20 protein-coding genes and 1 pseudogene are annotated in these 21,448 nt (G+C 67.9%); 10 read left to right on the top strand and 11 right to left on the bottom strand.

Annotation, left to right across the window (positions count from 1 at the left end):
- Positions 1-142: 142 nt before the first annotated feature.
- From AB0B85_RS21515 to AB0B85_RS21505, 3 genes are all read right to left on the bottom strand, one after another.
- Positions 143-736, bottom strand: a complete 594-nt coding sequence (locus tag AB0B85_RS21515; protein ID WP_357409922.1) for a hypothetical protein — start codon at positions 734-736, stop codon at positions 143-145.
- An 18-nt stretch (positions 737-754) separates the two neighbouring features.
- Positions 755-1,894, bottom strand: a complete 1,140-nt coding sequence (locus AB0B85_RS21510; RefSeq protein WP_357409990.1) for a zinc-dependent alcohol dehydrogenase — start codon at positions 1,892-1,894, stop codon at positions 755-757.
- Between the two features lie 276 nt (positions 1,895-2,170).
- The gene (locus tag AB0B85_RS21505) at positions 2,171-3,031 is read right to left on the bottom strand and encodes an SDR family NAD(P)-dependent oxidoreductase (protein ID WP_357409920.1); all 861 of its coding nucleotides are present in this window, start codon (positions 3,029-3,031) and stop codon (positions 2,171-2,173) included.
- Positions 3,032-3,203: 172 nt separating this feature from the next.
- Between AB0B85_RS21505 and AB0B85_RS21500 the strand changes: the two genes are divergently transcribed.
- Together AB0B85_RS21500 and AB0B85_RS21495 are read left to right on the top strand one after the other, a co-directional pair.
- Complete coding sequence (locus AB0B85_RS21500; RefSeq protein WP_357409918.1) at positions 3,204-4,118, top strand: helix-turn-helix transcriptional regulator; 915 nt, start codon at positions 3,204-3,206, stop codon at positions 4,116-4,118.
- 672 nt (positions 4,119-4,790) lie between these two features.
- Positions 4,791-5,291: a hypothetical protein gene (locus tag AB0B85_RS21495; protein ID WP_357409916.1), complete on the top strand. Its 501-nt coding sequence runs from the start codon at positions 4,791-4,793 to the stop codon at positions 5,289-5,291.
- 155 nt (positions 5,292-5,446) lie between these two features.
- Here AB0B85_RS21495 and AB0B85_RS21490 read toward each other — a convergent pair whose 3' ends face one another.
- A complete protein-coding gene (locus tag AB0B85_RS21490) occupies positions 5,447-6,346 on the bottom strand; it encodes an alpha/beta hydrolase (RefSeq protein WP_357409914.1) in 900 nt (299 codons plus the stop codon).
- Between the two features lie 27 nt (positions 6,347-6,373).
- Between AB0B85_RS21490 and AB0B85_RS21485 the strand changes: the two genes are divergently transcribed.
- A complete protein-coding gene (locus AB0B85_RS21485) occupies positions 6,374-6,880 on the top strand; it encodes a MarR family transcriptional regulator (protein WP_357409912.1) in 507 nt (168 codons plus the stop codon).
- A gap of 348 nt (positions 6,881-7,228) precedes the next feature.
- Positions 7,229-7,678: a hypothetical protein gene (locus AB0B85_RS21480; protein WP_357409910.1), complete on the top strand. Its 450-nt coding sequence runs from the start codon at positions 7,229-7,231 to the stop codon at positions 7,676-7,678.
- A 79-nt stretch (positions 7,679-7,757) separates the two neighbouring features.
- On the opposite strand, the gene AB0B85_RS21475 is transcribed toward AB0B85_RS21480, so the two are convergent.
- Both AB0B85_RS21475 and AB0B85_RS21470 read right to left on the bottom strand, forming a co-directional pair.
- The gene (locus AB0B85_RS21475) at positions 7,758-9,059 is read right to left on the bottom strand and encodes a helix-turn-helix domain-containing protein (RefSeq protein ID WP_357409908.1); all 1,302 of its coding nucleotides are present in this window, start codon (positions 9,057-9,059) and stop codon (positions 7,758-7,760) included.
- Between the two features lie 511 nt (positions 9,060-9,570).
- On the bottom strand, positions 9,571-10,068 hold the full coding sequence (locus AB0B85_RS21470) for a hypothetical protein (protein WP_357409906.1): 498 nt from the start codon (positions 10,066-10,068) through the stop codon (positions 9,571-9,573).
- A gap of 221 nt (positions 10,069-10,289) precedes the next feature.
- Here AB0B85_RS21470 and AB0B85_RS21465 point away from each other — a divergent pair, with 221 nt between their 5' ends.
- Positions 10,290-11,090, top strand: a complete 801-nt coding sequence (locus AB0B85_RS21465; RefSeq protein WP_357409904.1) for a leucine-rich repeat domain-containing protein — start codon at positions 10,290-10,292, stop codon at positions 11,088-11,090.
- Between the two features lie 77 nt (positions 11,091-11,167).
- Entirely contained in the window at positions 11,168-12,121 is a 954-nt protein-coding gene (locus AB0B85_RS21460) for a hypothetical protein (RefSeq protein WP_357409902.1), read from the top strand.
- A 67-nt stretch (positions 12,122-12,188) separates the two neighbouring features.
- On the opposite strand, the gene AB0B85_RS21455 is transcribed toward AB0B85_RS21460, so the two are convergent.
- On the bottom strand, positions 12,189-13,016 hold the full coding sequence (locus AB0B85_RS21455; protein ID WP_357409900.1) for a hypothetical protein: 828 nt from the start codon (positions 13,014-13,016) through the stop codon (positions 12,189-12,191).
- A 39-nt stretch (positions 13,017-13,055) separates the two neighbouring features.
- Between AB0B85_RS21455 and AB0B85_RS21450 the strand changes: the two genes are divergently transcribed.
- On the top strand, positions 13,056-13,682 hold the full coding sequence (locus AB0B85_RS21450) for a helix-turn-helix domain-containing protein (protein WP_357409898.1): 627 nt from the start codon (positions 13,056-13,058) through the stop codon (positions 13,680-13,682).
- 172 nt (positions 13,683-13,854) lie between these two features.
- Positions 13,855-13,989 (top strand): annotated as a pseudogene (locus tag AB0B85_RS21445) (transposase); the annotation flags it as partial.
- Positions 13,990-14,094: 105 nt separating this feature from the next.
- On the opposite strand, the gene AB0B85_RS21440 reads toward AB0B85_RS21445, so the two are convergent.
- The 3 genes from AB0B85_RS21440 to AB0B85_RS21430 all read right to left on the bottom strand — a co-directional run bounded on the left by AB0B85_RS21440 (position 14,095) and on the right by AB0B85_RS21430 (position 15,771).
- Positions 14,095-14,337, bottom strand: coding sequence for a hypothetical protein (locus AB0B85_RS21440; RefSeq protein ID WP_357409896.1), 243 nt, complete (start codon positions 14,335-14,337; stop codon positions 14,095-14,097).
- Between the two features lie 163 nt (positions 14,338-14,500).
- A complete protein-coding gene (locus tag AB0B85_RS21435) occupies positions 14,501-15,292 on the bottom strand; it encodes an inositol monophosphatase family protein (RefSeq protein ID WP_357409894.1) in 792 nt (263 codons plus the stop codon).
- A 26-nt stretch (positions 15,293-15,318) separates the two neighbouring features.
- Positions 15,319-15,771 (bottom strand): LacI family DNA-binding transcriptional regulator, encoded by a 453-nt coding sequence (locus tag AB0B85_RS21430; protein ID WP_357409892.1) that lies wholly within the window; start codon positions 15,769-15,771, stop codon positions 15,319-15,321.
- Between the two features lie 461 nt (positions 15,772-16,232).
- On the opposite strand from AB0B85_RS21430, the gene AB0B85_RS21425 reads away from it, so the two are divergent.
- Positions 16,233-19,004, top strand: coding sequence for a DUF2075 domain-containing protein (locus AB0B85_RS21425; RefSeq protein WP_357409890.1), 2,772 nt, complete (start codon positions 16,233-16,235; stop codon positions 19,002-19,004).
- A gap of 921 nt (positions 19,005-19,925) precedes the next feature.
- On the opposite strand, the gene AB0B85_RS21420 is transcribed toward AB0B85_RS21425, so the two are convergent.
- Positions 19,926-20,657: a methyltransferase domain-containing protein gene (locus tag AB0B85_RS21420; protein WP_357409888.1), complete on the bottom strand. Its 732-nt coding sequence runs from the start codon at positions 20,655-20,657 to the stop codon at positions 19,926-19,928.
- 219 nt (positions 20,658-20,876) lie between these two features.
- On the opposite strand from AB0B85_RS21420, the gene AB0B85_RS21415 reads away from it, so the two are divergent.
- A complete protein-coding gene (locus AB0B85_RS21415) occupies positions 20,877-21,410 on the top strand; it encodes a DUF6817 domain-containing protein (RefSeq protein ID WP_357409886.1) in 534 nt (177 codons plus the stop codon).
- Positions 21,411-21,448: the final 38 nt, after the last annotated feature.

Genomic DNA, 21,448 nt, shown 5'->3' with positions numbered 1-21,448 from the left:
GAAGTCGAACGAGCTGCGGCCGCGGGTTACTGGCAGCGACGACGCCCCTTTGGCATGAGACGGCTCGCCCGGCGGCGTCGTCGTCCCGTCCGGCTTCGCCGTTACGTGGGCGGCCGCGACCCGCACCCGACCTCGACCAGCCTCACCCGTGCAGCCCCACTTTTTGCTGCCGTCGGCCCGCAACTCGGCGGAGGGCCAGATAGGCGACCCCTGCGGCCAGCACCCAGGGTGCGGCGACGAGGACCGGGTCGAGCGGGTGGTGTACGCGGTCGACCCGCTTGCCGCGCAGCCGTGACGGGAGCCCGTGGTGGGTGAATTCGCCCAGAACGCCAGTCTCGGTGATCGGGTTGTCAGGTTGGCGGGTCAGGAACGACGCGAAGGTGCTCTCCACAGCGTCCACCCGGTCGGCGGCGAGCAGGAGCAGCCAGTGAGCCGCGCGCCCCTCGCTGTACCTGCGGTAGGAGTGCCGGCGGATCACCCCGGACAGCCCCTTGGGCGGGCACGAGGTACCGAAGACCGGGGTGAGGAACTTGTGCTCGACCGACCGTTCCCTCGGCCACTTCTCAGGCTGCCGCTCGGGGAACTCCCAGTGCGCACCGTTGAGGGACGGATCGAACCGCTCCTGCGGCACCGAGGGTCGGTCCTTCGGATCGAGGTCGACACCCCACCCGGGGATTCGCGTCCGCAGCTCATCGCTGGATTCGGCCAGTTTCGGCTTGTCTGCTGTGTAGGCCATGTCGGCTCCCGGTCGGGGTCAGGCGGGGTTCGGAACGATCAGCGGCTTGATGCAGCCGTCGAGCTTGGCGGAGAAGATGTGGTACGCCTCGGCGATGTGTTCCAGCGGAATCCGGTGGGTCACGATGTCGCTGGGCGTGAGATAGCCGTTGCGGATGTGCTCGAACAGGCGCGGCCACTGCCGCTTCACCGGGCACTGGTTCATTCGCAGGGTCAGGCCCTTGTTCAGTGCGTCGCCGAACTTGACCGCGCTGAACATCGGCCCGTACGCGCCCATGACCGAGATGTTGCCGCCCTTGCGCACCGAGTCGATCGCCCAGTTGAGGGCGACCGGGGAGCCACCCTGCAGCTTCAGCTTCGCGGCAGTGACGTGCTGCAGGAGATTGCCGTCCGCCTCGGCTCCGACGGCGTCGATGGCCACGTCGGCGCCAAGGTGGTCGGTGATCTTCTTCAGATGGACGACGATGTCGTCGTACTCGCCGAAGTTGTAGGTCTCGGCGTGGGCGAACGACGCCGCCTTTTCCAGCCGGTAGTCGAGATGGTCGATGACGATGACCCGGCCGGCCCCCATCAACCAGGCCGACTTCGCGGCGTACAGGCCCACCGGCCCGGCACCGAAGACCACTACCACGTCGCCCTCGACGATGTCTCCGAGCTGCGCCCCGAAGTAACCGGTGGCGAGCGCGTCGGTGAGCAGGACGGCGTCGTCGTCGTCCATCCACTCCGGGATCAGGCTCGGGCCGATGTCGGCGAATGGCACCCGGACGTACTCGGCCTGACCGCCGTCGTAGCCGCCGCAGGTATGCGAGTAGCCGTAGATGCCGCCGACGGCGGTGGCGTTCGGGTTGACGTTGTGACAGTTGCTGAACAGCCCTCGGGCGCAGAAGAAGCACGACCCGCAGTAGACGTTGAAGGGCACCATGACCCGGTCACCCGGTTGGACGTTTCGCACTGACGCGCCGACCTCGTCGACCACGCCCACGAACTCGTGACCGAAGGTCATCCCGACCCGGGTGTCGGGCATCATTCCGTGGTACAGGTGCAGGTCGGACCCACAGATCGCCGCACGGGTCACTCTGATGATCGCGTCGTTGGGATGCTCGACGGCGGGACGGCCCTTCTCCTCCACCCGCAGGCGGTACGGACCGCGGTAGACCATTGCTCGCACTGACTGCCTCCTGGACCTGAGGGCTAGCGGATGTGTCGCCCCGGGTCGCGTCCGAAGCACTGCGAGTTCGGTACCCCTGTCCTCTGCCCACAAACCGGCGCCGGGATGAGCGGTGACTCAGCCGTCGGGCCGTACCGTAGCCGTGACGGCCGCAGGACTCGCGATGTTGCGGAGGAAGTTCGACCTCGTCACCGGGCTGAACGGCGGCGGGCCCGGCCTGGAGAGTGAGAACCAGGCCGGGCAACGCCAGGAGGCCGCGGAGAGTCCTCAGCTGTGCTGCGGGATGTCCGTCGTGTACGCCAGCTCGCGGCCCGCCTCCACGTCGGAGGTCAGCGCATCGATCCGGGCCTTGGCCAGCGAGTAGGAGTCCGAGCCGAGCAGTTGGTGCAGAGGAGCCTTACCCGAGACCGCCACCTCGATGATGGCGGTTGCGGCTCGGACGGGGTCACCGAGCTGGGTGCCCGGCATCGCCAGGTGCGCCTCAGTCATCTCCCGAATCGACTCGTAGCCGGACACGGTGGTCGGCGGCAGGCCAAGGGAGTGCGTACGCAGAAAGTCGGTCTGCATGTAGCCGGGCTCCACGAGGTTGACCTGCACGCCGAAATCGCCGACCTCCGCGGCCAGTGACTCGGTCAGCCCTTCGACGGCGTACTTTGCGGCGCAGTAGAGACCCCAGCCCGGGAAGGAGGTCAGACCGAGGATCGAGGAGATGTTGATGATGTGGCCGCTGCGCTGGGCGCGCAGGGACGGCAGCACCGCACGAAGAACATTCCAGAGCCCAAAGATCTGCACGTCGAACATCTGCCGGACGTCGGCGTCGGTGACCTCCTCGATGGCGGCGAGGAAGCCGTACCCGGCGTTGTTCACGACCACGTCGATCGCGCCGAAACGGTCGGTGGTGGAGCGGATCGCCGCCGCAACCGCCGGCTCGTCCGCGAGGTTCAACTCAAGTGGCAGCAGCCGGGCCCAATCCACGGATCCCAGGGCCGCGTCCAGACGCTCGGCCGACCTGGTCGTCGCCGCGACGTTGTCACCGCGCTCGAGGAGCTGCTTGACCAACTCCAGGCCGAGGCCCCGAGAGGTGCCTGTGACGAACCAGGTGGCGGGCCGGGTGGTGGGGTACGACATCGGTGTTCTCCTTGCGACTGGAGTGGCAGCGCTGCGCCCTGCCGGAAACGCATTTCATGCTGCTGCCGGGCGGGCGCGCCGAACACCTCTGGCCAGGCCCAGCCGTACCTGGGAACGACATGCCCACCCAACCCCCTGGGCGCGGCCCGCCGTGAGCGGCATCATTGGCGACATGGTGCGACGCACAGAACTGGCCGGCTTCCTGCGGAAATGCCGTGCTGACACGACGCCGGAGGCGGCGGGAGTCGTCGCCCTGCCGGGGCGACGCGTCCGCGGCCTGCGCCGGGAGGAGGTGGCTCAGCTCGCCGGGGTGAGCGTCGACTACTACACCCGACTCGAACAGGGTCGCCACAGCAGTCCGTCGGAGGCGGTCGTCGACGCGTTGGGCCGTGTCTTCCAACTCGACGCGGCCGCCCGGGCTCACCTTGTCGACCTGGCCCGGCCGGCCCGGCACCGCGCCGGGCAGGTGCCGGGCCAGCGGGTCCGGCCGGCGATGCACCAGATGATCGCCTCGATGGTCGACCACCCGGCCTTCATCGTCGGGCGCCGCACCGACATCCTCGCGTCGAACCTGCTGGCCCGCGCCCTCCTCACCGACTGGACCCAACTGCCACCCCGCGAGCGCAACTACACGCGCTGGGTCCTCCTCGACCCCGCCGCCCGCGAGGTCTACCCCGAATGGGCCACCGTGGCGGCCGACGTCGTGGGCACGCTGCGCCTCTACGCCGGCCGGAACCCCGACGACCCGCGGCTCAACGAACTCGTCGGCGAGCTGACCATCAAGAGCCCGCAGTTCCGTACGTGGTGGCACAACCACCGGGTGCACGAGCGGACCCACGGCACCAAGCACATGGTCCACCCCGCCGTGGGACCGATGACCATCCGATACGAGGCGCTGGCACTACCCGGCGACGACGACCAGACGCTGTTCATCTACACCACGGATCCTGGCAGTAGCTCACACGACAACCTGCGCCTGCTCGCGCTCTGGGCGACACAGCAGCGGTATGCCCCACCGACCGGCGCGTCCAAGGCCGCTCCCGCTCAGATCGAGGACAGCCTCACCAGATCTCCGGGCTCAGCCTGATACGACGGGCGTCGATCGCCCTTCGACAGAGGATCACGCCACGGGCGGCGAGGGCGACAGCAAAGCTGCGTACTGGTCGCTGCGGAGCATCCACCCGCGGTAGACCGCGACGTCGCCGGGCGGGTACGGCCGTGATCGCGCGGTGCGGGTCGTCGCGGGTCAGTGCGTCGTGGTCGATCACCGCGACGTCGATCCCGGCGGCACGAGCCGTGTGGGCTTCGGGCGCGCAGTGGTCCTCGGGCCGGCGTGGCCGTAGGGGGTTCGCAGGGACAGCGACATCATCCGGGCATCGTGCCGGAGGGACGACCTCAGGCTCTACCTGGTATTCGGAGCGGGTATAGATCGGCGGCTCCGCCCGACAGCGAGAGGGTTTCCACAGGTCAGGGCCTTTGGGAACCCTCCTTCTTCGTGTTCACGGTGATTCGTCGAGGTCAAGCACGCTCTGGGCTGCCGAGCAGGACCGGACCAGTTCCGCCTGGTCGTCTGGACCGGCGGGCCGAACAGCTATCCCACCGACGCCACCACATTCGACACCAGCCGAGGCGCCGATTACGACGTCGACGCGGCCGTACCGAAAACCACAATCTCGGGGCGGGTGAGCATCCAAAGATGATCACAGGGGGTGCGGCGGCTGCCGTCGCCGCGCCCCGCTACGGAGGTAGATTGACCGGCATGGCAGTGCCACTCGCGGTCCATCGCGCGTCGGTCTGGGTGCAACACGGCCAGGTGCTGGTCAGCGGCGCGGAAGACGGCGACCTGGCAGGCCTCGACGACTCGTGGGACGACGCGGTCGAATCCGGGCGCTTCGTGGGCGCTGCCGACGGCATCGTGAACATCGTGACTCCCCGCGCGGACAGCAGCGGCACCCCATTCACCGTCGAGGAATGGGCCGACGAGCCGCCGGATGACCGACACGACTGGGATCACGAAGTCGACATCGACATGGACGTGTCGAGTGGGAAGCTGGAGCTCTTTCTCACGACCGGCGAGATAGAAGACGGCACCGTCCGACTCACCAAGGCCGGCGCGTGCCGGATGCGGGTGTCCGCCCGGTTCCCCGAGGCCGGCGGCGACGCCGCCGACGTGTACCGGCTACGGGTATGGCCGCGCACGGCCGACACGCCGCCGCAGCTCCGGCAGTCCTGGCCGCACTGGCCCAGCGTCCGGTCATGACACCACCGAACACGCCCCAGCCGACTCGCCGCCGGCGGCTCGCCTCCTGGGCGCCATGGGCGCCATCGTGACCGTCGCGCTCAGCGGGCCGGTCTCCACCGGCATATCGCCGACGGCAGAATCGACGCCAGCACTCACCCGGCACGACCGCGCGCTCAGCGGGTTTGTAGTCGCTGCGTGATGAACAGGGCGGCGCGGTCCAGGGCCTGGTCGGCTTCGTCGAGCCGGCCGATGAAGGACTGGAAGACGTGCGGAACGCCCGCGGTGATGTCGAGGATGACGTCGACCTCGGCGTCGCGGGCGCGTTTCGCCAGCCGGACCGAGTCATCGAGCAGCAGCTCGTTCGTGCCGACCTGCAGCAGGATCGGTGGGAACCCGGTCAGGTCGGCGAGCACGGCGGGCGCGGTGAGCTCCTGGTTCGGGTCCTGGCCCCCGAGGTAGAGCCCCGCCGTGTGGGCCATGCCCTGCCGGGTGAAGAACGGGTCGATGCCCTCCTTGGTGTCCATCGACTCGCCCGTGCGGGTGTGATCCAGGCCGGGCGAGAACGCGACCAGCGCGCCCGGCAGAGGCAACCCGGCGTTTCGGGCGGCGAGGGTGGTGGTCACCGCGAGGCCGCCACCGGCGGAGTCGCCCGCGAACGCGATTGACTCGGCGGCGACACCGCTGTCGAGCAGGGACCGGTACGCCGCGAGGCAGTCCTCGATCGCGGCCGGGAACGGGTTCTCCGGGGCCAGCCGGTAGTCGAGGGAGAAGGCACGCACTCCTGTCCGGATGACCAGACTCGCGGTCAGACCCATCGCGGTCCGCGGAGATCCGAGCGCGAACGAACCCCCGTGGAGGTACAAAATCGTGCCCGGCCGGGTCTCGCCCTCCGGTTCGACAAGCGCTGCAGGACGGCCGCCCAGGGTCACCTCCGAGGTCCGCACCGGAGGAACCGGGAACAGTGCCATGAACGCGGCGAATCTCTCCCGCATGGTCTCGACGGGCTCCGGCGCGAAGTCCTCGGGTCCGTCGCCCAGCATGGCGCCGATCGTCGCGCGCTGTTCCTTGCTCATGTCCAACGCCTCCCCCCAGGCGATAAAGTGGATGCCGTGGAAGCTAATATACCTGCCACGGCATCTATCTCCGATGCCGGTTCCGTCACACTCGCTCAGGTATTCAGTGACCTGGTCCGCTGTGAGACGCGGCTCTACAACGCCTTGAACGAGACGTTGCGGCGGAAGCACGGCATCGTGGCTTCGCAGTTCGAGTTTCTGAGGTACCTACGTGACCATCCTGGTGCGCGGGTCGCCGATCTCGCCGAGTTCTTCGCGATCGGAGTCGGGGCGACCAGCAAGGGCGTGGGCCGGCTCGAGGCCCGGGCCTGGGTTCGGCGTGTGCCGAACCCCGCCGACGGCCGGTCACTGCTCCTGGAGTTGACTCCGCAGGGCGCGGAACTCGTCGGTGACGCCGAAGGCACCTTCCAGGAACACCTGGCCACGCACATCGGTCGGTCGATCGCCCCGGCCCGGATCGCGGAACTCGGTCAAACGCTGGCACGGCTGCGCTTCACCCTGGAGCAGGGCGGTATCGGCACGCCTGTCGGCTGAAGACCACGGCAGCGCCTGCCACGTAGGCCACGGATGGACCTCGTGGGTACTGGCGACACGAACGTTGGCCCATCGGTTCGGGCACCCCAGCGTCGTTCGGGCGACGTCACTTGCCGATGGCGTCGCCGGTGACGTGGAGGGCTCGCGCGGAAGCCCTTACCGGGAGTTGCGCCTGACCGCCGCCTTCCCCGGCGCGACCCGTCCGCGCCCGGCGCGGCGACGCGGTCGCTCGGCTTTGTGCGAGATTGATTGATCGGCGCCACCACCAGCGGCGATCAACTTCGCTGTTCCGTAGAAGTGGACGGCGGGACGGCTCTCAACCAACCCCGTCCCAAAGGAGTGGAAGTCATGATGCTGCGCAAGGCGTTCGGAGCGCTGCTGGCGTTGCTGACCTTCGGCACGGTGCTGGTCGTCACGGCGACTCCGTCGCAGGCAGCGGTGGCCTGCTCGGGCACGGTCACCTACAGCTACGCGTACCCGCCGAGCAAGCCCGTTGCCGAGTTGGTCATCTACTACAACAGCACCAACGGCGGCACGAACAGCGCCTGCATGTACCACCGCGGCGCGGCGTACGGTTCCTCGGCGCGGACCTCCGTGCAGATCGCCCGGTGCGCGGAGACCTCCGGCTCCGGCTCGTGCACCGCTACCGCGGTCTCCACGAAGGACAACGCGGACTACCTGTACTACGCCGGGCCGCGCGGTGTGACCGGCACGGCGAACAACTGCGTCGACGCGTACGGCGAGATGGACTGGGCCGGCACCACCTACTGGATCCACTCCGGTCGCCAGGGCTGTTGAGTTCGGTGACACCTGACCGGTGGCCCGGCGGGATCCGTCTCGCCGGGCCACCGGTGCTGGCTGTCCGCGTACCCCCCAATCAGGGGTAGACGCAAGCGGTACGGCGGGCGGCGAGCCGCTGGTCGGCGGCGAGCGGCAAGGCCTCGACGGTGCTGGCGCCGTCGGGGCGGGCCACCCGCACGTCGACTACGTCGGTCGGCGCGCCACCGCCGAGACAGGCGACCGCGGCCACCGGGATCTCGGCAGGGGGTCCGGGTTGCACGGACGGGCGGTCGAGCTTCCAGCCGAGGTCGAACGGCGGGGCGTCCATGCCGGTCATTCCGATCTGGTGCCAGCGGCGCTCCGCCGGCAGCGCGGGGTCGTCCGCGTAGTAGGCGGCAAAGCCAACGATCTCCACGTGCGTGCCGGTCGCGCTCAGCCGCCACCCACCCGGGCCGGCCACATCGGGGGCGATCGCGAGGGCGATCGCGGCCGGCCCGGGTCGGTCGCCCCTGCAGTGGGACGGTTCCAGGCCCGTGGGCGGGTTGCCGTGTACCACCCCGGAGGCGATCAGCCCACCGCCGGCCAGGGTGAACCACCGGATGTCGGGGGTCTGGGAGGTGGAGTCGGTGATCCGCTCACCCAGGCAGTAGCCGGTGAGCCCGACCACGCAGCCGGGCGGGATGGTGTAGAGGATGCCCTGGTCGCGGCGGGGCTCGCTCCGGACATGCACGCCACTGCCGTACGTGACGGCGGTGAAGGCCGCATCCGTGGAGGGCGCCGGGCAGGCTGTGGTGGTCGTCGTGCCAGCGGCCGCCGTCGCCCCCTTGACCGCCCACTTCAGCTGGTTCATCGGCACCACGGCGGCCGTACCGGCGAGACCGGCGACCGTCAGCGCCGCCAGCGCCAGTCGCCGTCGGAGTTTCCGGTGCCGCAGGCTGCCCGCGGGCCGGGCGTGGGTCGGTCCGGCTGCGCCGCTGGTGCCGGTTGGCTCACCCGTAGCCGGGGCGGGTAGATCCCCAGCAGTCACAGTGGATGGTGGCTCTGCGAGGGGCGTGGCGATCGGTTCGGCCGGCGTCGGGTCGGGTGTTTCTGCCCTCGCCGGGTCGCCTGGCGCGCCGGCCGAACTGGCGGGCCGCAGTTCCTCGTCCAGATCGAGCCAACGCTGCCTCCACTGGGCGGTGTCCCCGCCGCAGGCCCCGACGTACGCGAGCAGCACGTCCAGGCTGGGTTGCCGGATTCCGCTGGCTGCGGCGGAGAGGGTCGAGGCGCTGTAGCCGGCGATCTCGGCCAGTCGCCGGTAGGTGGGGTTGCCCGCTTCGACACGTAACTGCCGTAGCTCGTGGGCGAAGGACGACAACGGTCCAGCCGTCGGATCTACGGGCCGCTCGTGCCGAGCCATGCCGCTCCCTTGTCCCGGTAGCGCCCTGGAGCGGAGGTGCCGCAGCACAGGACTCATGTTCCCTGGTAAGTCGTCCAAAGTGGGGAATTATATTGAATGCCTCGGGCGGCAGACGACGGCTACCAGTGTGTGCGGGGGTGGCGTGGGACCGGGCAGTGGGCGCTCAGCCGTTGACCGTCGCCGGGGGCGGCCCGACACGCAGGTCCGCTCCAGCGAGCTGATCGCATCGACCGCTGCGGCGCTCAGGTCGAACCGGGTTGACCGACTTCGGTATGACGGTCCGGCCCGGCTGGAGGTGCCGGCGGAGGAGCACCCGTCCGCCGGTGCGGCCGTTGCCGCACCGTCAGCCCCTGCTCCCTGTCGCCTTCGCGTATTTCAACGTGCCGTTCGTGACGTGAGCCAGATGCGCGCTGCCCTCACCATCGAAGACGCCGACATCCACGTCTTCGATGGAGTACCCAGGCAGGCCGCCGCAGCCCTGGTCGTCCTACACTCGAGCGTGACTTTCCGGCTATTTCGCCGGGGACGGCTTGGGCAGGGCCCACAACTCGGAGATGTAGTCCTGAAGCTGGCCGCCCAGGAAGTTCATGCAGGGCGCGTTCCCCAAGTAGTCGCTCTCGGCCAGCATCTGGAGCATCTCTCCGAGGGTGACGGTGTGGTAGCCGACAAAAGGCACCTCGCTGAACTTGTATTGCCGCTTCTCGGTGAGGAGCGCCGCGCACGTCGAGTCCGTCGATGCGGCTGCCTGCAATTCTTCAAATATCCGCCACGCCGCCTGGTACCGACCGGTGAGTCTCAGTTCGGTGTTGTTCTGCGATTCGCTGGCGATCCGTCGCCGGCTGGTCACGACCGCCTTTTCGACGTCCCGAGGGACCTGAACGTTCTTGATCCCCGGGTTCAGGAAGCTTGCCGACTCGTTCGCTCCGAGGTCGCGAAGATATCCGGAGATCATCAGCAACAGATTGAGGGCGGCGTCGGATGGGCGGTATCGCACCGGTTGCATGTGCATCTCCGAACGAAGAGAGGATCGAGACGGCCACCTAACGTTTTCACGGAAGGTCCTTCACCGATGAGCAGTAGCGGATAGCTGACAGGATTTGGTCAGGTGGGCGAGATCCATGAACAGGCGTGAGGCCGGCCACCGAGTTACGAGACGTCCCTTGGGCTGCCGCTCAAAACTGCCGATGACAGCTGCGGGAGCGGTCGATGGGTGCCGGTAGGGTCCTCGGCGTGGACGCGAACGAGATCACGCCGCATCTGTTGCCCAATCGCTTTGCGGATGCGGTCGGACCCAGTGCGGGCGGTCCGGCCCGCGACCACTGCCGCTGCGTCGGCCACTCGGTCGCTACCCGGCCGAACAACGTCGTCTTCCACGCGGACCGTCAGGACACCGAGGCGGCAGGTTGGCGGCATCTGCTGGCGCTGATCGACGAGGCCGCGGCGGATGGGCGGACGGTGTTCAAGCCGTTCGTGGCGCTGAGTGCTCCTGAGCGGCGGCAGATCGTCACGCTACCGGCGACGATCGCGAAGCTGACCGCCGTCAAACGTCTGGTGCTCTACGGCACGAATCTGGTTCGTATCCCGCCCGAGATCGGGTCAATGACCAGCCTTGAGGTCTTCGATCCGTACACCTCCCACCGGCTGCACTGGTACCCGTACGAGCTGACCAGATGCACGAAGCTCACCGACAGCACGGTGAGCACGCGCGTCCTCTATGGCAACTTCAAGTTCCGCCCGCCGTTTCCGCGGCTGCGGGCGGTGACCCGACCGGTAGAGACGGACTTCGCCGCACTCGACCCAGAGGTGTGGGGCTGCGACGCGGTGCGAAGCTGCAGCGTCTGCGGTGGGCCGGTTGACGGTGAGCTTCGCCAAGTCTGGATCTCTGGCCTGGTCGCCACCGACGTGTTGCCGATGCTGGTAAACGCATGCTCCGCGGCCTGCGTGGCGGCACTGCCGCAGCCGTACCCCGGCTATCTCCCGACGCCGCACACCGGCGGCCCGGACCTCGTCCAGCCGGCCGCCAGGCGATGAGGCGGCTACCACGAGCCCACCCGCAACTGCCGATGAGCGGATGTCCTCGGTCCGTTGGCGTGTGATGATCGGCTGTGATGAGCAGTGGTCGAGATGCCGATTTCGTTCTCGGCGAGGCGCGTCGGCATCACCTGGCGCAGGTGAACGGCGTGCTTCGGCGCCCTGGCATGTATGGCAGGGACGAGATCGCCGAACGGCTTCTGCTCGAGGCGATGGCCGCCGTGGATGGAAGCCTTGAGCGGTGGTCGACGGAGTGCGACGGACTGCGCGAACGCGACGCGTTCACCCCGACAGGTGTCGTGGGCGCTTACCGCAACATCCTGCCGGCAGATGCCGTGCGTGATGCCGCGGCCTCCGTCTACGCCGAGATTGCCCATCGTCTCGGCTGGCTTGAGCTGGATCGGGCGCTGTCCGAGGCAGAGTATGGGCAGCTCAGCGCCGACATCAGCGGTTGGCTGTCGCGACAGCGGACGCTGGCCGACGTCATTGAGACGTTCGGGCGACCGTCAATCTGGATCGGCGGAACGAACCCGTCCTACCCCAAGACGCTTGCCTACACCACTGCCGATCGCGACCACGTCCTCATCTGTTTCCATTTATGGAATGCTCTGGCGAACACTGCAGCCGAGACGGGGCTGCAGGGCGTCCACCCCGAACCGGTGCTTCTGGCCGTACGCCATCGACCGGGCAAGTTCCCCGAGTCGTTCTCCTTCACGCCGGAGGGCCAGCAGCGTAGGCCTACTTCTGATCAGCGGAGCCCGCTCAGGTCAACCGTCTGGATCTTCCACGGTGAACCCGCCCGATATGCCTCCGGAGTGTTCGACACTCTGGACGCTGGACTCGCCTGGGCTGTCGAGCGCCGCGTGACCGGAATCCTGGCCGAGTACGCCATCGGGGGAGCCTACGACGTCGCAGTCAGCGAAGGCCGGTTCACGCCATCGAAAGCGCACCACGGCACCTCGGACCACGTCGCCGCCTTCAGTCCTGGGTTACGTCACGTCCATCTGACCCGTGGCCGCCAAAATCAATAGACATCACTCATGCCGTGGACCGCGCGTTTTCGTCGCTCGGTGCGCAGTCATGCCGATGAGCGGATGTCTACGCCTGCACGCTTTCCGGCGGTTCGACGCCCTGCTGTGCTGGATGGCGGCGCTGGCCTTCGGGTAGATCGGCCTGCCGCTGGACCGATCGAAATGGCTCATTGGATCGGTGTGTCGGTGATTCGGTATCGCCTGGGCGGGCAGCGGATGTCAGGCGGATCAGGGTCATGCCGTAGGCGACGATCCACACGACCCAGATCAGCCAGCCGAGAAGGCCGAGTAGACCAACCCGACCGGGGTCGTCGATGACCAGAGGGCTCAACACGGCCGAGCCGAACTGGAGTGCGGCGGCCAGCAGGCCGATCCCGCTGTGCCAGCGGCGGATCAGGCCGGCGTGTCGGCCGCTGATGGACAGGCCGGTCATGGCCAGTGCCAGGAAGGTGCCGTTGAAGATGAACAGTGCATCGTGTAGTGCCCAGAGTCCGGCGGTCGTGCTGCTGTCCTGCGCGGTCGTTGACGCGAGCGCGAGCCGGGTGGCCATCACGCCGGTGAAGGTGATGTTCTGCATGATCACCCCGGCGAATCCGACCAGGGACCAGGCTGTGCCTTGCTCGCGGTCGGAACGCCACAGCACGGAGACCGCGCCGGCGCCGAACAGGGTGGCCAGTACCCAGGCGATCGGTACGAGTGCTGACGCGAGGCCGACCGTGTCCTGTTGCGTGGTGAAGAACTGGACAACTTCGGTGCTCTCCGCGCCGGTGTGGGGCAGGCCGGCTGGTACCAGGAAGGCGTTGATGGAGGTGATCAGGATGGCGAAGCCGAGTCCGGCGAGGCCGGCGATTCGCGAGAACGTCCAGGTGCTTCCGACGCCGAGTATGCGCAGCATATATTGAATATAAGACCCGGAAACCGAAGGGGGCAAGCCATGACCGCCGAGGCAGGCAGGCGCAGATACGAGTCACTGCGCCGGGCGGCGCAAGCGGCAGAGACCAGGGGTGAGATCGCCAGCGCCGCTCGACGGCTGTTCCTCTCCCGGGGCTGGGCGGCGACCACGGTACGTGACGTGGCTCGGGAGGCCGGGGTCTCGGTGCCGACCGTCTACGCGGTGTACGGGAACAAGACCGGGCTGATCCAAGCCCTGGTCGACGCAGTAAACATCGCCGCGGATCCACCGCAGTCGCTCGCCGAACTGGAAGGGGCTGGAAACGATCCGGTGCGGCAACTCGCGGCGATGGCCGGCTACGACCGGCGCCTCTTCGAGCGTGCAGGTGACGTCATCGCGCTCGTGCGCGAGGCGGGCCGCACCGAGCCCGCGCTGGCGACCGCCTACCGCGACGGCCGTCAACAGGGGGACGAAACGAGGACCCAGGTGTTCTCGTCGTGGCCGGTCGGCGTTCTCCGAGAAGGATTGGACATACCGGCGGCTGTCGATATCTATGCGGCGATCTGCAACATCGACGTCTACACCACACTGACCGACGAACGCGGCTGGCAACCCGATCAGGTCGAACGCTGGTGGACCGAGGCCCTGGCCCGCGAACTCCTGACCTGACGTGCCAGGCGGCGGTGACCACAGTGCGTCCGGCTGTGACCAGATCGCGCCAGTGGCCTCGGCGAAAGAAGAAGGTGTTCAGGGTCCAGGCGCACCAGCATGCCGCTGGCGCCCGCAAAAGGGGGGCTCCCCGACATGTCCGGCGACGCCTGGTACGCAAGATGGCGAGGCCATCGGCCGGTCCCGCGGCGGACTGAGCACGAAGGTCCACCTGGCGGTCGACGGTCGCGGCCGGCCGCTTTCGATCCTGCTCACCCCGGGCCAGGCCGGCGACAACCCGCAACTCCTCGCCCTGCTCGACGCGATCTGCGTCAACAAGTCCGGACCTGGCCACCCGATACGCCAAACGCGCATCCCTCTACCGATCCAGCCTGTCCTCATCGCCGCCATCATCTGGCTCCGATGACTCGCCTCAAGCAGCGACCTGCGCCGAGCTGACAAACCAGAAACCCGACTCGACATCGATGGGCTCATCCACCCAGGGCTGCACGATGGCGGCGAGCCGCGCTGTCATGGGCCACACGTCCACGACCCACCCGTCGGGCGTCACCTCGACATGCGCGCGCAGCAGCTCGACTACCTCCGATGGCAGATCCCATGAGCGTTCGAGGACATCGTCCACGCCGAACTTTTCAACAATGTTGACCACCACCACGGCGAGACTCTAGCCGAGCCCTGCCGCACCGCCCCATGATCGACAGTACATGTCCTAGGCGGAGGTGCGTCCGGATACCGGTGTCGCATCTGGACGCATTGGCAACGCCTCCGGTCGCCACTGAGGCCTGCCGCAGCCCGGTGACGATCGGCAGGACAGGTGCCTACTGCGGCAGAACCGGCGCCAGCAGGTCCAGCAGGGCGTCGTGGTGGTGACCGGTGCTGATCAGGGCTGTTCCAGGGCCGGCAAGTACCGGTCCGCCGCGAAGGTCGGTCACCCGGCCGCCGGCCTCTTCGAGGATCACAGGCATCGGCGCCAGATCCTCGTACCCCATCTCCGACCCGGCGATCACGATTGCGTCGAGTGCCCCGGAGAGCAGTCCGCCGATACCGCCGAGATAGCCGGTGATCGTGGTGTGTCGGTGCAGAGTGAGGAGCACGTCGGCCGGCCACCCATCGGGGTTCACCAACTGCACGCGAGCGGTCGTGAGGTCGCCTGCCTCCCTCAGCAGGGGCCTCCTGTCGACGCCACCGGAGCGAATCCGACAACCGAGTCCTCGACCGGCGTGGATCAGCTGCCGGCCAACCGGCTCGTTGATGACAGCCAGGGCCGGTCCGTGCTCGTCCTCGAGCGCGAGGTTGGTGCCGAAGAGGGGGATGTGGTGTGCGAAGTAGGTGGTCCCGTCGATCGGGTCGATGATCCAGCGACGTCGTGACGTGCCGGTTGTTTCCCCGGCCTCTTCGCCGTAGGCCCCGTCGGCCGGGAAGCGCCGCGACAGCTCCCCACGGATCAACGCTTCGACGGCGAGGTCGACGTCGGTGACATCCGTTCCGTCCGGCTTGGTGGACGTCACGAAGTCGGCGGCGAAGAACCGCTCGGCGGCGAGGTTGCCAGCCCGCTCGGCGATCTCGATCGCGAAGTCCAGCAGGGTGCGGTCGACCGGGGGCGCTGCCATGCGCGAACAGTAACCGACGAACAGCCTCACCCCGTCACGTCACCACCGACCGCGACGAAGGCCGAGCATGTCGATCGTGGCAGCGAGATGATGGCAGCGATGGGGGTGGCGAGGTGTAGGCCTTCGGTGGTGAGGGTCTCGATCGTCGCGGCGGCGCGGACGGTGGCGGAGTGGTGGTGCTCTGAACCGGCGCCGAGGGCGTCCTCGGCGCCGATGAGCATCGGGATGCTGATCCGGCCGATGGTGTCAGTGATGATCATGCCGACCGTGTGGGTGCATCCGGTCTGCGGGCAGCGTGCGGCGGCGTTGGCGACGAAACCCAGCTGATCGGCGGCCTGTTGCACCCGTGGCCGGGTCTCCGGCCATAGCGCACCGCGGCCGTTGAGCGCCTCCGAGGCCGCGCCCGTGGAGGCCCCTGCGAGCGCCGCAATCTCGCTGATGGTGACGGCGCGTTCGACGGTGCTCAGCGTTTCCTCCACAGTGTCCTGTCGGTCCCTGCTGGCTAGTTGATGGGAGCATGGGCATGTCGAAGTCCGACTTGACGTGACCGCTACTCTGTTGTTGGTCAATCACGGTGACCGAGTCGTCATGGACCTCCCGGCTGGGGTCCAGTGAGGGCGACTGAAGGGTGTGCCACCCTCCGCGCGTTACACCCTTGTCGTTGTAGGTGCGTTATCTCGATTGCCGTTGGCCGGGCAGCGGAACGGGAGACGAGCGTGCCCTCATTCGACCTTGCGGCTGTGCCGGCCACGATGGTGCGACCGCTGATTGTCGCGATCGCCCACATTCCGATCATGCTGCTAGCACTGTGTATCGCGCCGATCTTGCTCCTCTTGGCGGTAAGGCCCCAGTCGCGCGGTGACCTGGCGGTCCGACTGCTGTGCGAGTTGCGGATCTGGAGCCGGGACGCGGTGGGTGCCGCCAGCGGTCGGCGTACGCGGTGACCCGCGTCCAGATCAAGGATCTCGCACGCGCCCGTCGCCGCTACACCGGTGAGAGCTATCAGCAGGCTCAGAATCTCGTCGCGGCTGTGCCTGCCGGCGAGGCGCTGCTGCCCGACGCGCTCAGCGAGCCGCAAGCGGCCGTCGAGTCCGCTGTCATGAACCAGCTTCTCCTTGCGTCGCGGGAGTTGTCGGTGGACCTCCCCGATCGCTGTGTTCCGCTGCCTGTGCAGGCTGTTCGTCCGCTGGCGGCGTCGCTTCGCGTTACGGTGCCGATCAACGAGGTCGAGCAGTTCGCCGCCATGCTCAGCACCGGGGGCACCACCTCGGGCGGGCGGGCGGGCGAGGCATTCATGGTCACCTCGGCCAAAGATGTCGTGATCCTGGCCTTGCCGGATCAGGCGGATGGGCAGGTGCAACTGCGGTGTTCGTGGGACCGGCTTCGTGCGGCGCTGCGCACCGCGCCCAGCGTCGAGGTCCTGTCCGGCGGCCGGCTACGGGTGTTTTCTGGCTCGCTGCGGGCGGTACCCCGACCGGAGCATCGTGCGGCGCTTAGTGCCTGCCTCCGGCGCGTAAGGCTGTTCTCGAACCCTCATGCCCTCTCCTGGTTGGAGGACTGGAATGAGTGGGTGCTCTCGGACCGCCGCCAGGATCGCCCGGTGCCGCCAGAGGAGGTGCGCTCGGCATTTGCCAAGTCACGCTTTGGTCCGACGAGCGCCCAGGTTTCCGTGCTCCTCTGGGGCGGGGCACAGGCGGGGACGGCTGGCGCCCCGCGGCACCTGCCTTCTACTGACCGCGTCGATCCGCGCACCGCCACCACGCGCGTTTCCCCAGACCCGGAGAGCGATGAGGTGTCCCTCGCCGGCGTCACATTCGTTCTCTCTGCCGCCGAGTTGACGCGACTCGTCGCCAGGCGCGCTCTGCCTGGGGCAGTCATCTGGCACACCCACCCCGACTCCGATCCCATCATGGCGGCCGCAGTTCGCGCGGCGATGCGCCGGGTGGCCACGTTGGCCGCGGAGCTTGTGCGGGCTGGGCTCGGCGCGGTCTCGATGATCATCGGTTTCCAACTCCCACTGAGCACCAGGCAGGTCGACGTGGTGCTCGCCGGTGTGCATCCGGAGACAGGGCGTCCTGCGTACGTGGTTGTCGAGTTGAAGCCGTGGACGCATGCACGGTCGGTGGCGAATTCTGATTCGCTGGTGGCGGTCGGGCACGCGGGAGTGGCGAATCTGCATCCGGGTGTGCAGGTTGGCGCCTACTGCGAATACCTGGATGACGTTCTCGGTGTGCTGGCCGCTGACGGGGACGGTTCGATCCGAGGGGCCGCCTATCTATACCAGGCCGTGGATCGCGACGTCAGCGACCTGCTCGCCCGCCGTGCGGACAACCACGGCCGGGTCTTCACCAAGCAACGACGGGGACAGTTCCTCGACTACCTGCGCGCTCACCTTGGTTCCGCCTCCGGAGCGGGTGCCGCTGACCGGCTGCTCGCGAGTCCAGTACGCCCCAGCAGGCACCTGCTGGGGTACGCCGGCCAGGAGCTGCGGGAGCGCTCGCACTTCAGGCTGCTCGACGAGCAACGCGTGGCGTACGAGATGGTGTTGCGCGCGGTGAAGCGCGCCCGTACCGCGGAACGCAAGACAGTCGTGGTGGTGTCTGGTGGGCCAGGTAGCGGCAAGAGCGTCATCGGCCTGTCAGTGCTCGGAGAGCTGGCCCGGCAGGGCCATTCGGTCATGCACGCCACCGGGTCGCGGTCGTTCACGCAGACCTTGCGCCGATACGCCGGTACGGGAAGTCAGCGGCTCCGAAGCCTGTTCCGCTACTTCAACAGCTTTATGGAAGTTGAACCGAACGGCCTCGACGTGCTGATCTGTGACGAGGCCCATCGCATACGGGCAACCTCGGTCAACCGATTCACCCCGGAAAGTCGGCGAGACCGGCATCGACCGCAGATCGAGGAGTTGATGGAAGCTGCCCGGGTGCCGGTCTTCCTTCTCGACGAGGACCAGGTGGTCCGGCCTGGAGAGTTGGGTAGCCTGACGCACATCGCTCGGTATGCCGGAAAGCACGACCTGGAGATCGAGGTTGTCTCCTTGCGTGACCAATTCCGCTCGGGCGGCAGTCGCACCTACGTCCAGTGGACCGAAGCCCTGCTCAGCGCCGACGATGATGAGCCGATGACGTGGAGCGGGGACGGTCGTTTCGACCTGCGGATGGTCGACTCGCCGGAAGAGATGGAGGCATTCCTCGCCGGCAAGCATGCCGCTGGCGAGACGGCGAGATTGTCGGCTGGCTACTGCTGGCCCTGGAGCGATCCTCGACCGGACGGTTCGCTCGTGCCGGACGTGCAGATCGACGGGTGGGCCCGGCCCTGGAACGCCAGGAGTGAGCGCAGCGTCGGCGATGCCCCCGGTTCCGCCTTCTGGGCAACCGACCTCAACGGCTTCGGTCAGATCGGCACCGTCTACACCGCGCAGGGCTTCGACTACGACTGGGCAGGCGTCATCGTCGGTCCGGACCTTGTCGCCCGTGACGGCCGACTGGTCACCCGCCCTTCAGCGTCGAAGGATCCGATGTTCCGCAACAGTGCGGCTATGAGTGACGAAGTCGCCGACCGCCTCATTCGCAACACCTACCGGGTGCTGATGACCCGGGGCATGCGTGGTGTGCTGCTCTATTCCACGGATCCAGAGACTCAGGCGTTCCTGGCTGCCCGGCTGCATGCGGGGCACGGTCTGCCACCGATTCCGGGGGCTGACGACCGGTGAGCCGTGCGTTCGGAACGGCCAAGTTCGGTGGCGCCGGCCCCTTCTACGGCCTGCACTCGCCAGACAGGGCTCCGGCAAAGTCGGGCCATTAGACTCCGCGCATGCAGCATTGCCGACTTTTCTCCGCCAATCGCACAGCGATCGGGGCGTTACTGCTGGTCTTGGCCGTAGCCGGCTGCGATTCCAAGGCGGAATCGTCCTCCGATGCCACCTGGTCGAGCCCTGACACCGCCGCTACCGCGACCGCCTCCCGCGCTGCTTCCCCCTCAAGTCCCCGTGACGCCGTACCTTCGGCCTCTTCCTCCGCCACCGCGGACGAGTCACGGAAGGCTGAAGTGGTACAGGAGCCCAAAGCGGCACAGAGGACGGAGGCGCCGAGCGGGGGCGGCACCAAGTACCCGGCGTGTGCTGACGGCGACTGCAAAGTGTCCTTCTCCGGTTCGGTCAAATTCCCACTCGGCAAGTGGACGGTGTCGTCCTCCGTGGAGAATGGCGGTGTCAGGGTGCGACTGACCGACGCCAATGGCAGAGGCGGCGGGGGCGGCTTCATGGCAGGGCCCGGGTGCGCTGTGGCGATACACGCCGACGGCGGCGGGCGAGTCGGATGCGACCAACCCGGAGCCGAGCCCGAACCGGGAGGGTGGGTCGTACACCTGCTGGAACTGGACGGGAAAGCTGCGGTCATCCGAGCGATCCTGGGCTGACTGTGAGGATCGCTGTCGCAGCCACAGGGGAGGTGCGGCTCTGCGCCAAGGCGCGCCACCACTTGTCCGCAGCGCCGCCCTCTACGACTGCGCGACGAGGAGATCCGCCATCTAGCGGCGGTCAATTTTGCGCTACGCCACGTGTGTGCCGAATGGCAAAGTAGCCCATGTGAGCCTGACTCAGGCGCGCAGCGCGTTTCAGTGGCGTCGGCGGCGATCAGCGGAGCACGAGCAGGTCGAGGGCGTCGATGACTGGCCCGGTGTCGATCCTCGCCGCATGGCGAAGTCGGGCGAGGCCCGTGGCGTAGTCATCGTCGCTGATCAGATGCAGGAGGGTGTGCGCCTCGCGGCGTAGCGTCGTGGCGGCCTCGTGCAGGGACGCGGCGGTGGTCTGCGGAACCTGTTCGCAGGCGACGGTGTTGAAGCCGGCGGCGGCGAAGGCCGTCTCGACGTCGGCCACGCTGGGATAGGTGTCGAGCACGTGAACGGCCTCCGGGAAGTACCGGAAGAGGGTGATCGCCTGGTGCCGGCCGGCGAACGCGGAGCGGATCAGCAGCGGAGCGCCGGGGCGCAGGACCCGGCGCACTTCGTGGGCCGCGGCGGCAAGGTCGGGCACATGGTGGATGACAGTGGAAATCCAGACGGCGTCAACGCTGTCGTCGTCAAGCGGGATGTGCGCGGCGTCGCCGGGAGCCACAGGCTGGTACATCGAGCGGGCGCGCATCGCCTCGGACGGGTCGACCGCGACGACGTCGACGCCGTTGTACCAGGTGGTGAAGGACTGCGCCCAACTGCCGGTGCCGGAGCCCAAGTCGAGAAGCCGCATCCCGGGGCGGGGACCGAGGTGCCGGGTGATCGCCTCCCGCCAAGCCGTGAGTCCGTCGTCGGTGAGGTGGCGGGTCGCCTCGTACGCCGCCGCGTCCACGCTGTCGTACGCGATTCGAGCCATACCCCTGACTCAACCCTTCTCGATCTGCGGAGTGAAGGGGGCGATGCATTACTTCACATTCGTGGGTCCTGTTGGCCTCATACGACGCGGTCGCCGCGCTGGAGAGTGCCGCGGCGATGGGTTCACCCCGAGGTCTAACCGCTGCGGCAGCATGGTCTGTGACGAACTGCGCAAGAGGAGGGGCAGCCCGCCGACGCCACCGTGCCTAGGGTCAAGTCCATGAGCGTTGACGCGGATACGCGGGCCTGGCTACGTCGATGTGGCGCTGAGGCGATCGAGCACCCCGGCGGCACGCTCTATGCGCACCTGTGCCGTGTGCAGGAGCGCCTTGCCGCGCTCGGGTCGGACGTGGATACGCAGCGCGCTGGCCTCGTCCACGCTGTCTACGGGACGGATGGCTTCGACCTCGCGCTGCTCGACCGGACCGACCGGAAACGGGTGCGCGATCTCATTGGGGACAATGCCGAGGCTCTCGTCTACTTGTACGGCGCCTGTGACCGCAGGCGTACCTGGCGGGACCTGGCGACGACCGGTGAGGTCTTCGACCGCTTCACCAAGGAGCTCAGGACACTGGCCCCGGTCCAGCTCCAACCGTTTGTCGATCTGAGCATCGTCAACGAACTCGACGTCTTCGAGCACGATCGTTCGGTGGTTGACGAGCATGGGGCGTACTTCCGTGAGCTGTTCGCTGCCTGGGCTCCCGTCGCCTCCCCACAAGTAGCCGGGGAAGCGCTGCGGGTCTTGGGGCCTTAAAGAACAATTGCGCGGGCGGCGCCGGTGCCCGTCCCGGC

This window comes from Micromonospora sp. NPDC049044 (genome assembly GCF_040649215.1).
Lineage (GTDB): Bacteria > Actinomycetota > Actinomycetes > Mycobacteriales > Micromonosporaceae > Micromonospora.
The sequence above is the reverse complement of the archived record's forward strand: the minus strand, read 5'-3'. Positions and strand labels throughout refer to the sequence as shown.

Bases quoted from the DNA above. Each gene is read 5' to 3' on its own strand.
- AB0B85_RS21515 (WP_357409922.1), bottom strand. From the start codon at position 736: ATGGCCTACACAGCAGACAAGCCGAAACTGGCCGAATCCAGCGATGAG.
- AB0B85_RS21510 (WP_357409990.1), bottom strand. From the start codon at position 1,894: ATGGTCTACCGCGGTCCGTACCGCCTGCGGGTGGAGGAGAAGGGCCGT.
- AB0B85_RS21505 (WP_357409920.1), bottom strand. From the start codon at position 3,031: ATGTCGTACCCCACCACCCGGCCCGCCACCTGGTTCGTCACAGGCACC.
- AB0B85_RS21500 (WP_357409918.1), top strand. From the start codon at position 3,204: ATGGTGCGACGCACAGAACTGGCCGGCTTCCTGCGGAAATGCCGTGCT.
- AB0B85_RS21495 (WP_357409916.1), top strand. From the start codon at position 4,791: ATGGCAGTGCCACTCGCGGTCCATCGCGCGTCGGTCTGGGTGCAACAC.
- AB0B85_RS21490 (WP_357409914.1), bottom strand. From the start codon at position 6,346: ATGAGCAAGGAACAGCGCGCGACGATCGGCGCCATGCTGGGCGACGGA.
- AB0B85_RS21480 (WP_357409910.1), top strand. From the start codon at position 7,229: ATGATGCTGCGCAAGGCGTTCGGAGCGCTGCTGGCGTTGCTGACCTTC.
- AB0B85_RS21475 (WP_357409908.1), bottom strand. From the start codon at position 9,059: ATGGCTCGGCACGAGCGGCCCGTAGATCCGACGGCTGGACCGTTGTCG.
- AB0B85_RS21470 (WP_357409906.1), bottom strand. From the start codon at position 10,068: ATGCACATGCAACCGGTGCGATACCGCCCATCCGACGCCGCCCTCAAT.
- AB0B85_RS21460 (WP_357409902.1), top strand. From the start codon at position 11,168: ATGAGCAGTGGTCGAGATGCCGATTTCGTTCTCGGCGAGGCGCGTCGG.
- AB0B85_RS21455 (WP_357409900.1), bottom strand. From the start codon at position 13,016: ATGCTGCGCATACTCGGCGTCGGAAGCACCTGGACGTTCTCGCGAATC.
- AB0B85_RS21450 (WP_357409898.1), top strand. From the start codon at position 13,056: ATGACCGCCGAGGCAGGCAGGCGCAGATACGAGTCACTGCGCCGGGCG.
- AB0B85_RS21435 (WP_357409894.1), bottom strand. From the start codon at position 15,292: ATGGCAGCGCCCCCGGTCGACCGCACCCTGCTGGACTTCGCGATCGAG.
- AB0B85_RS21420 (WP_357409888.1), bottom strand. From the start codon at position 20,657: ATGGCTCGAATCGCGTACGACAGCGTGGACGCGGCGGCGTACGAGGCG.
- AB0B85_RS21415 (WP_357409886.1), top strand. From the start codon at position 20,877: ATGAGCGTTGACGCGGATACGCGGGCCTGGCTACGTCGATGTGGCGCT.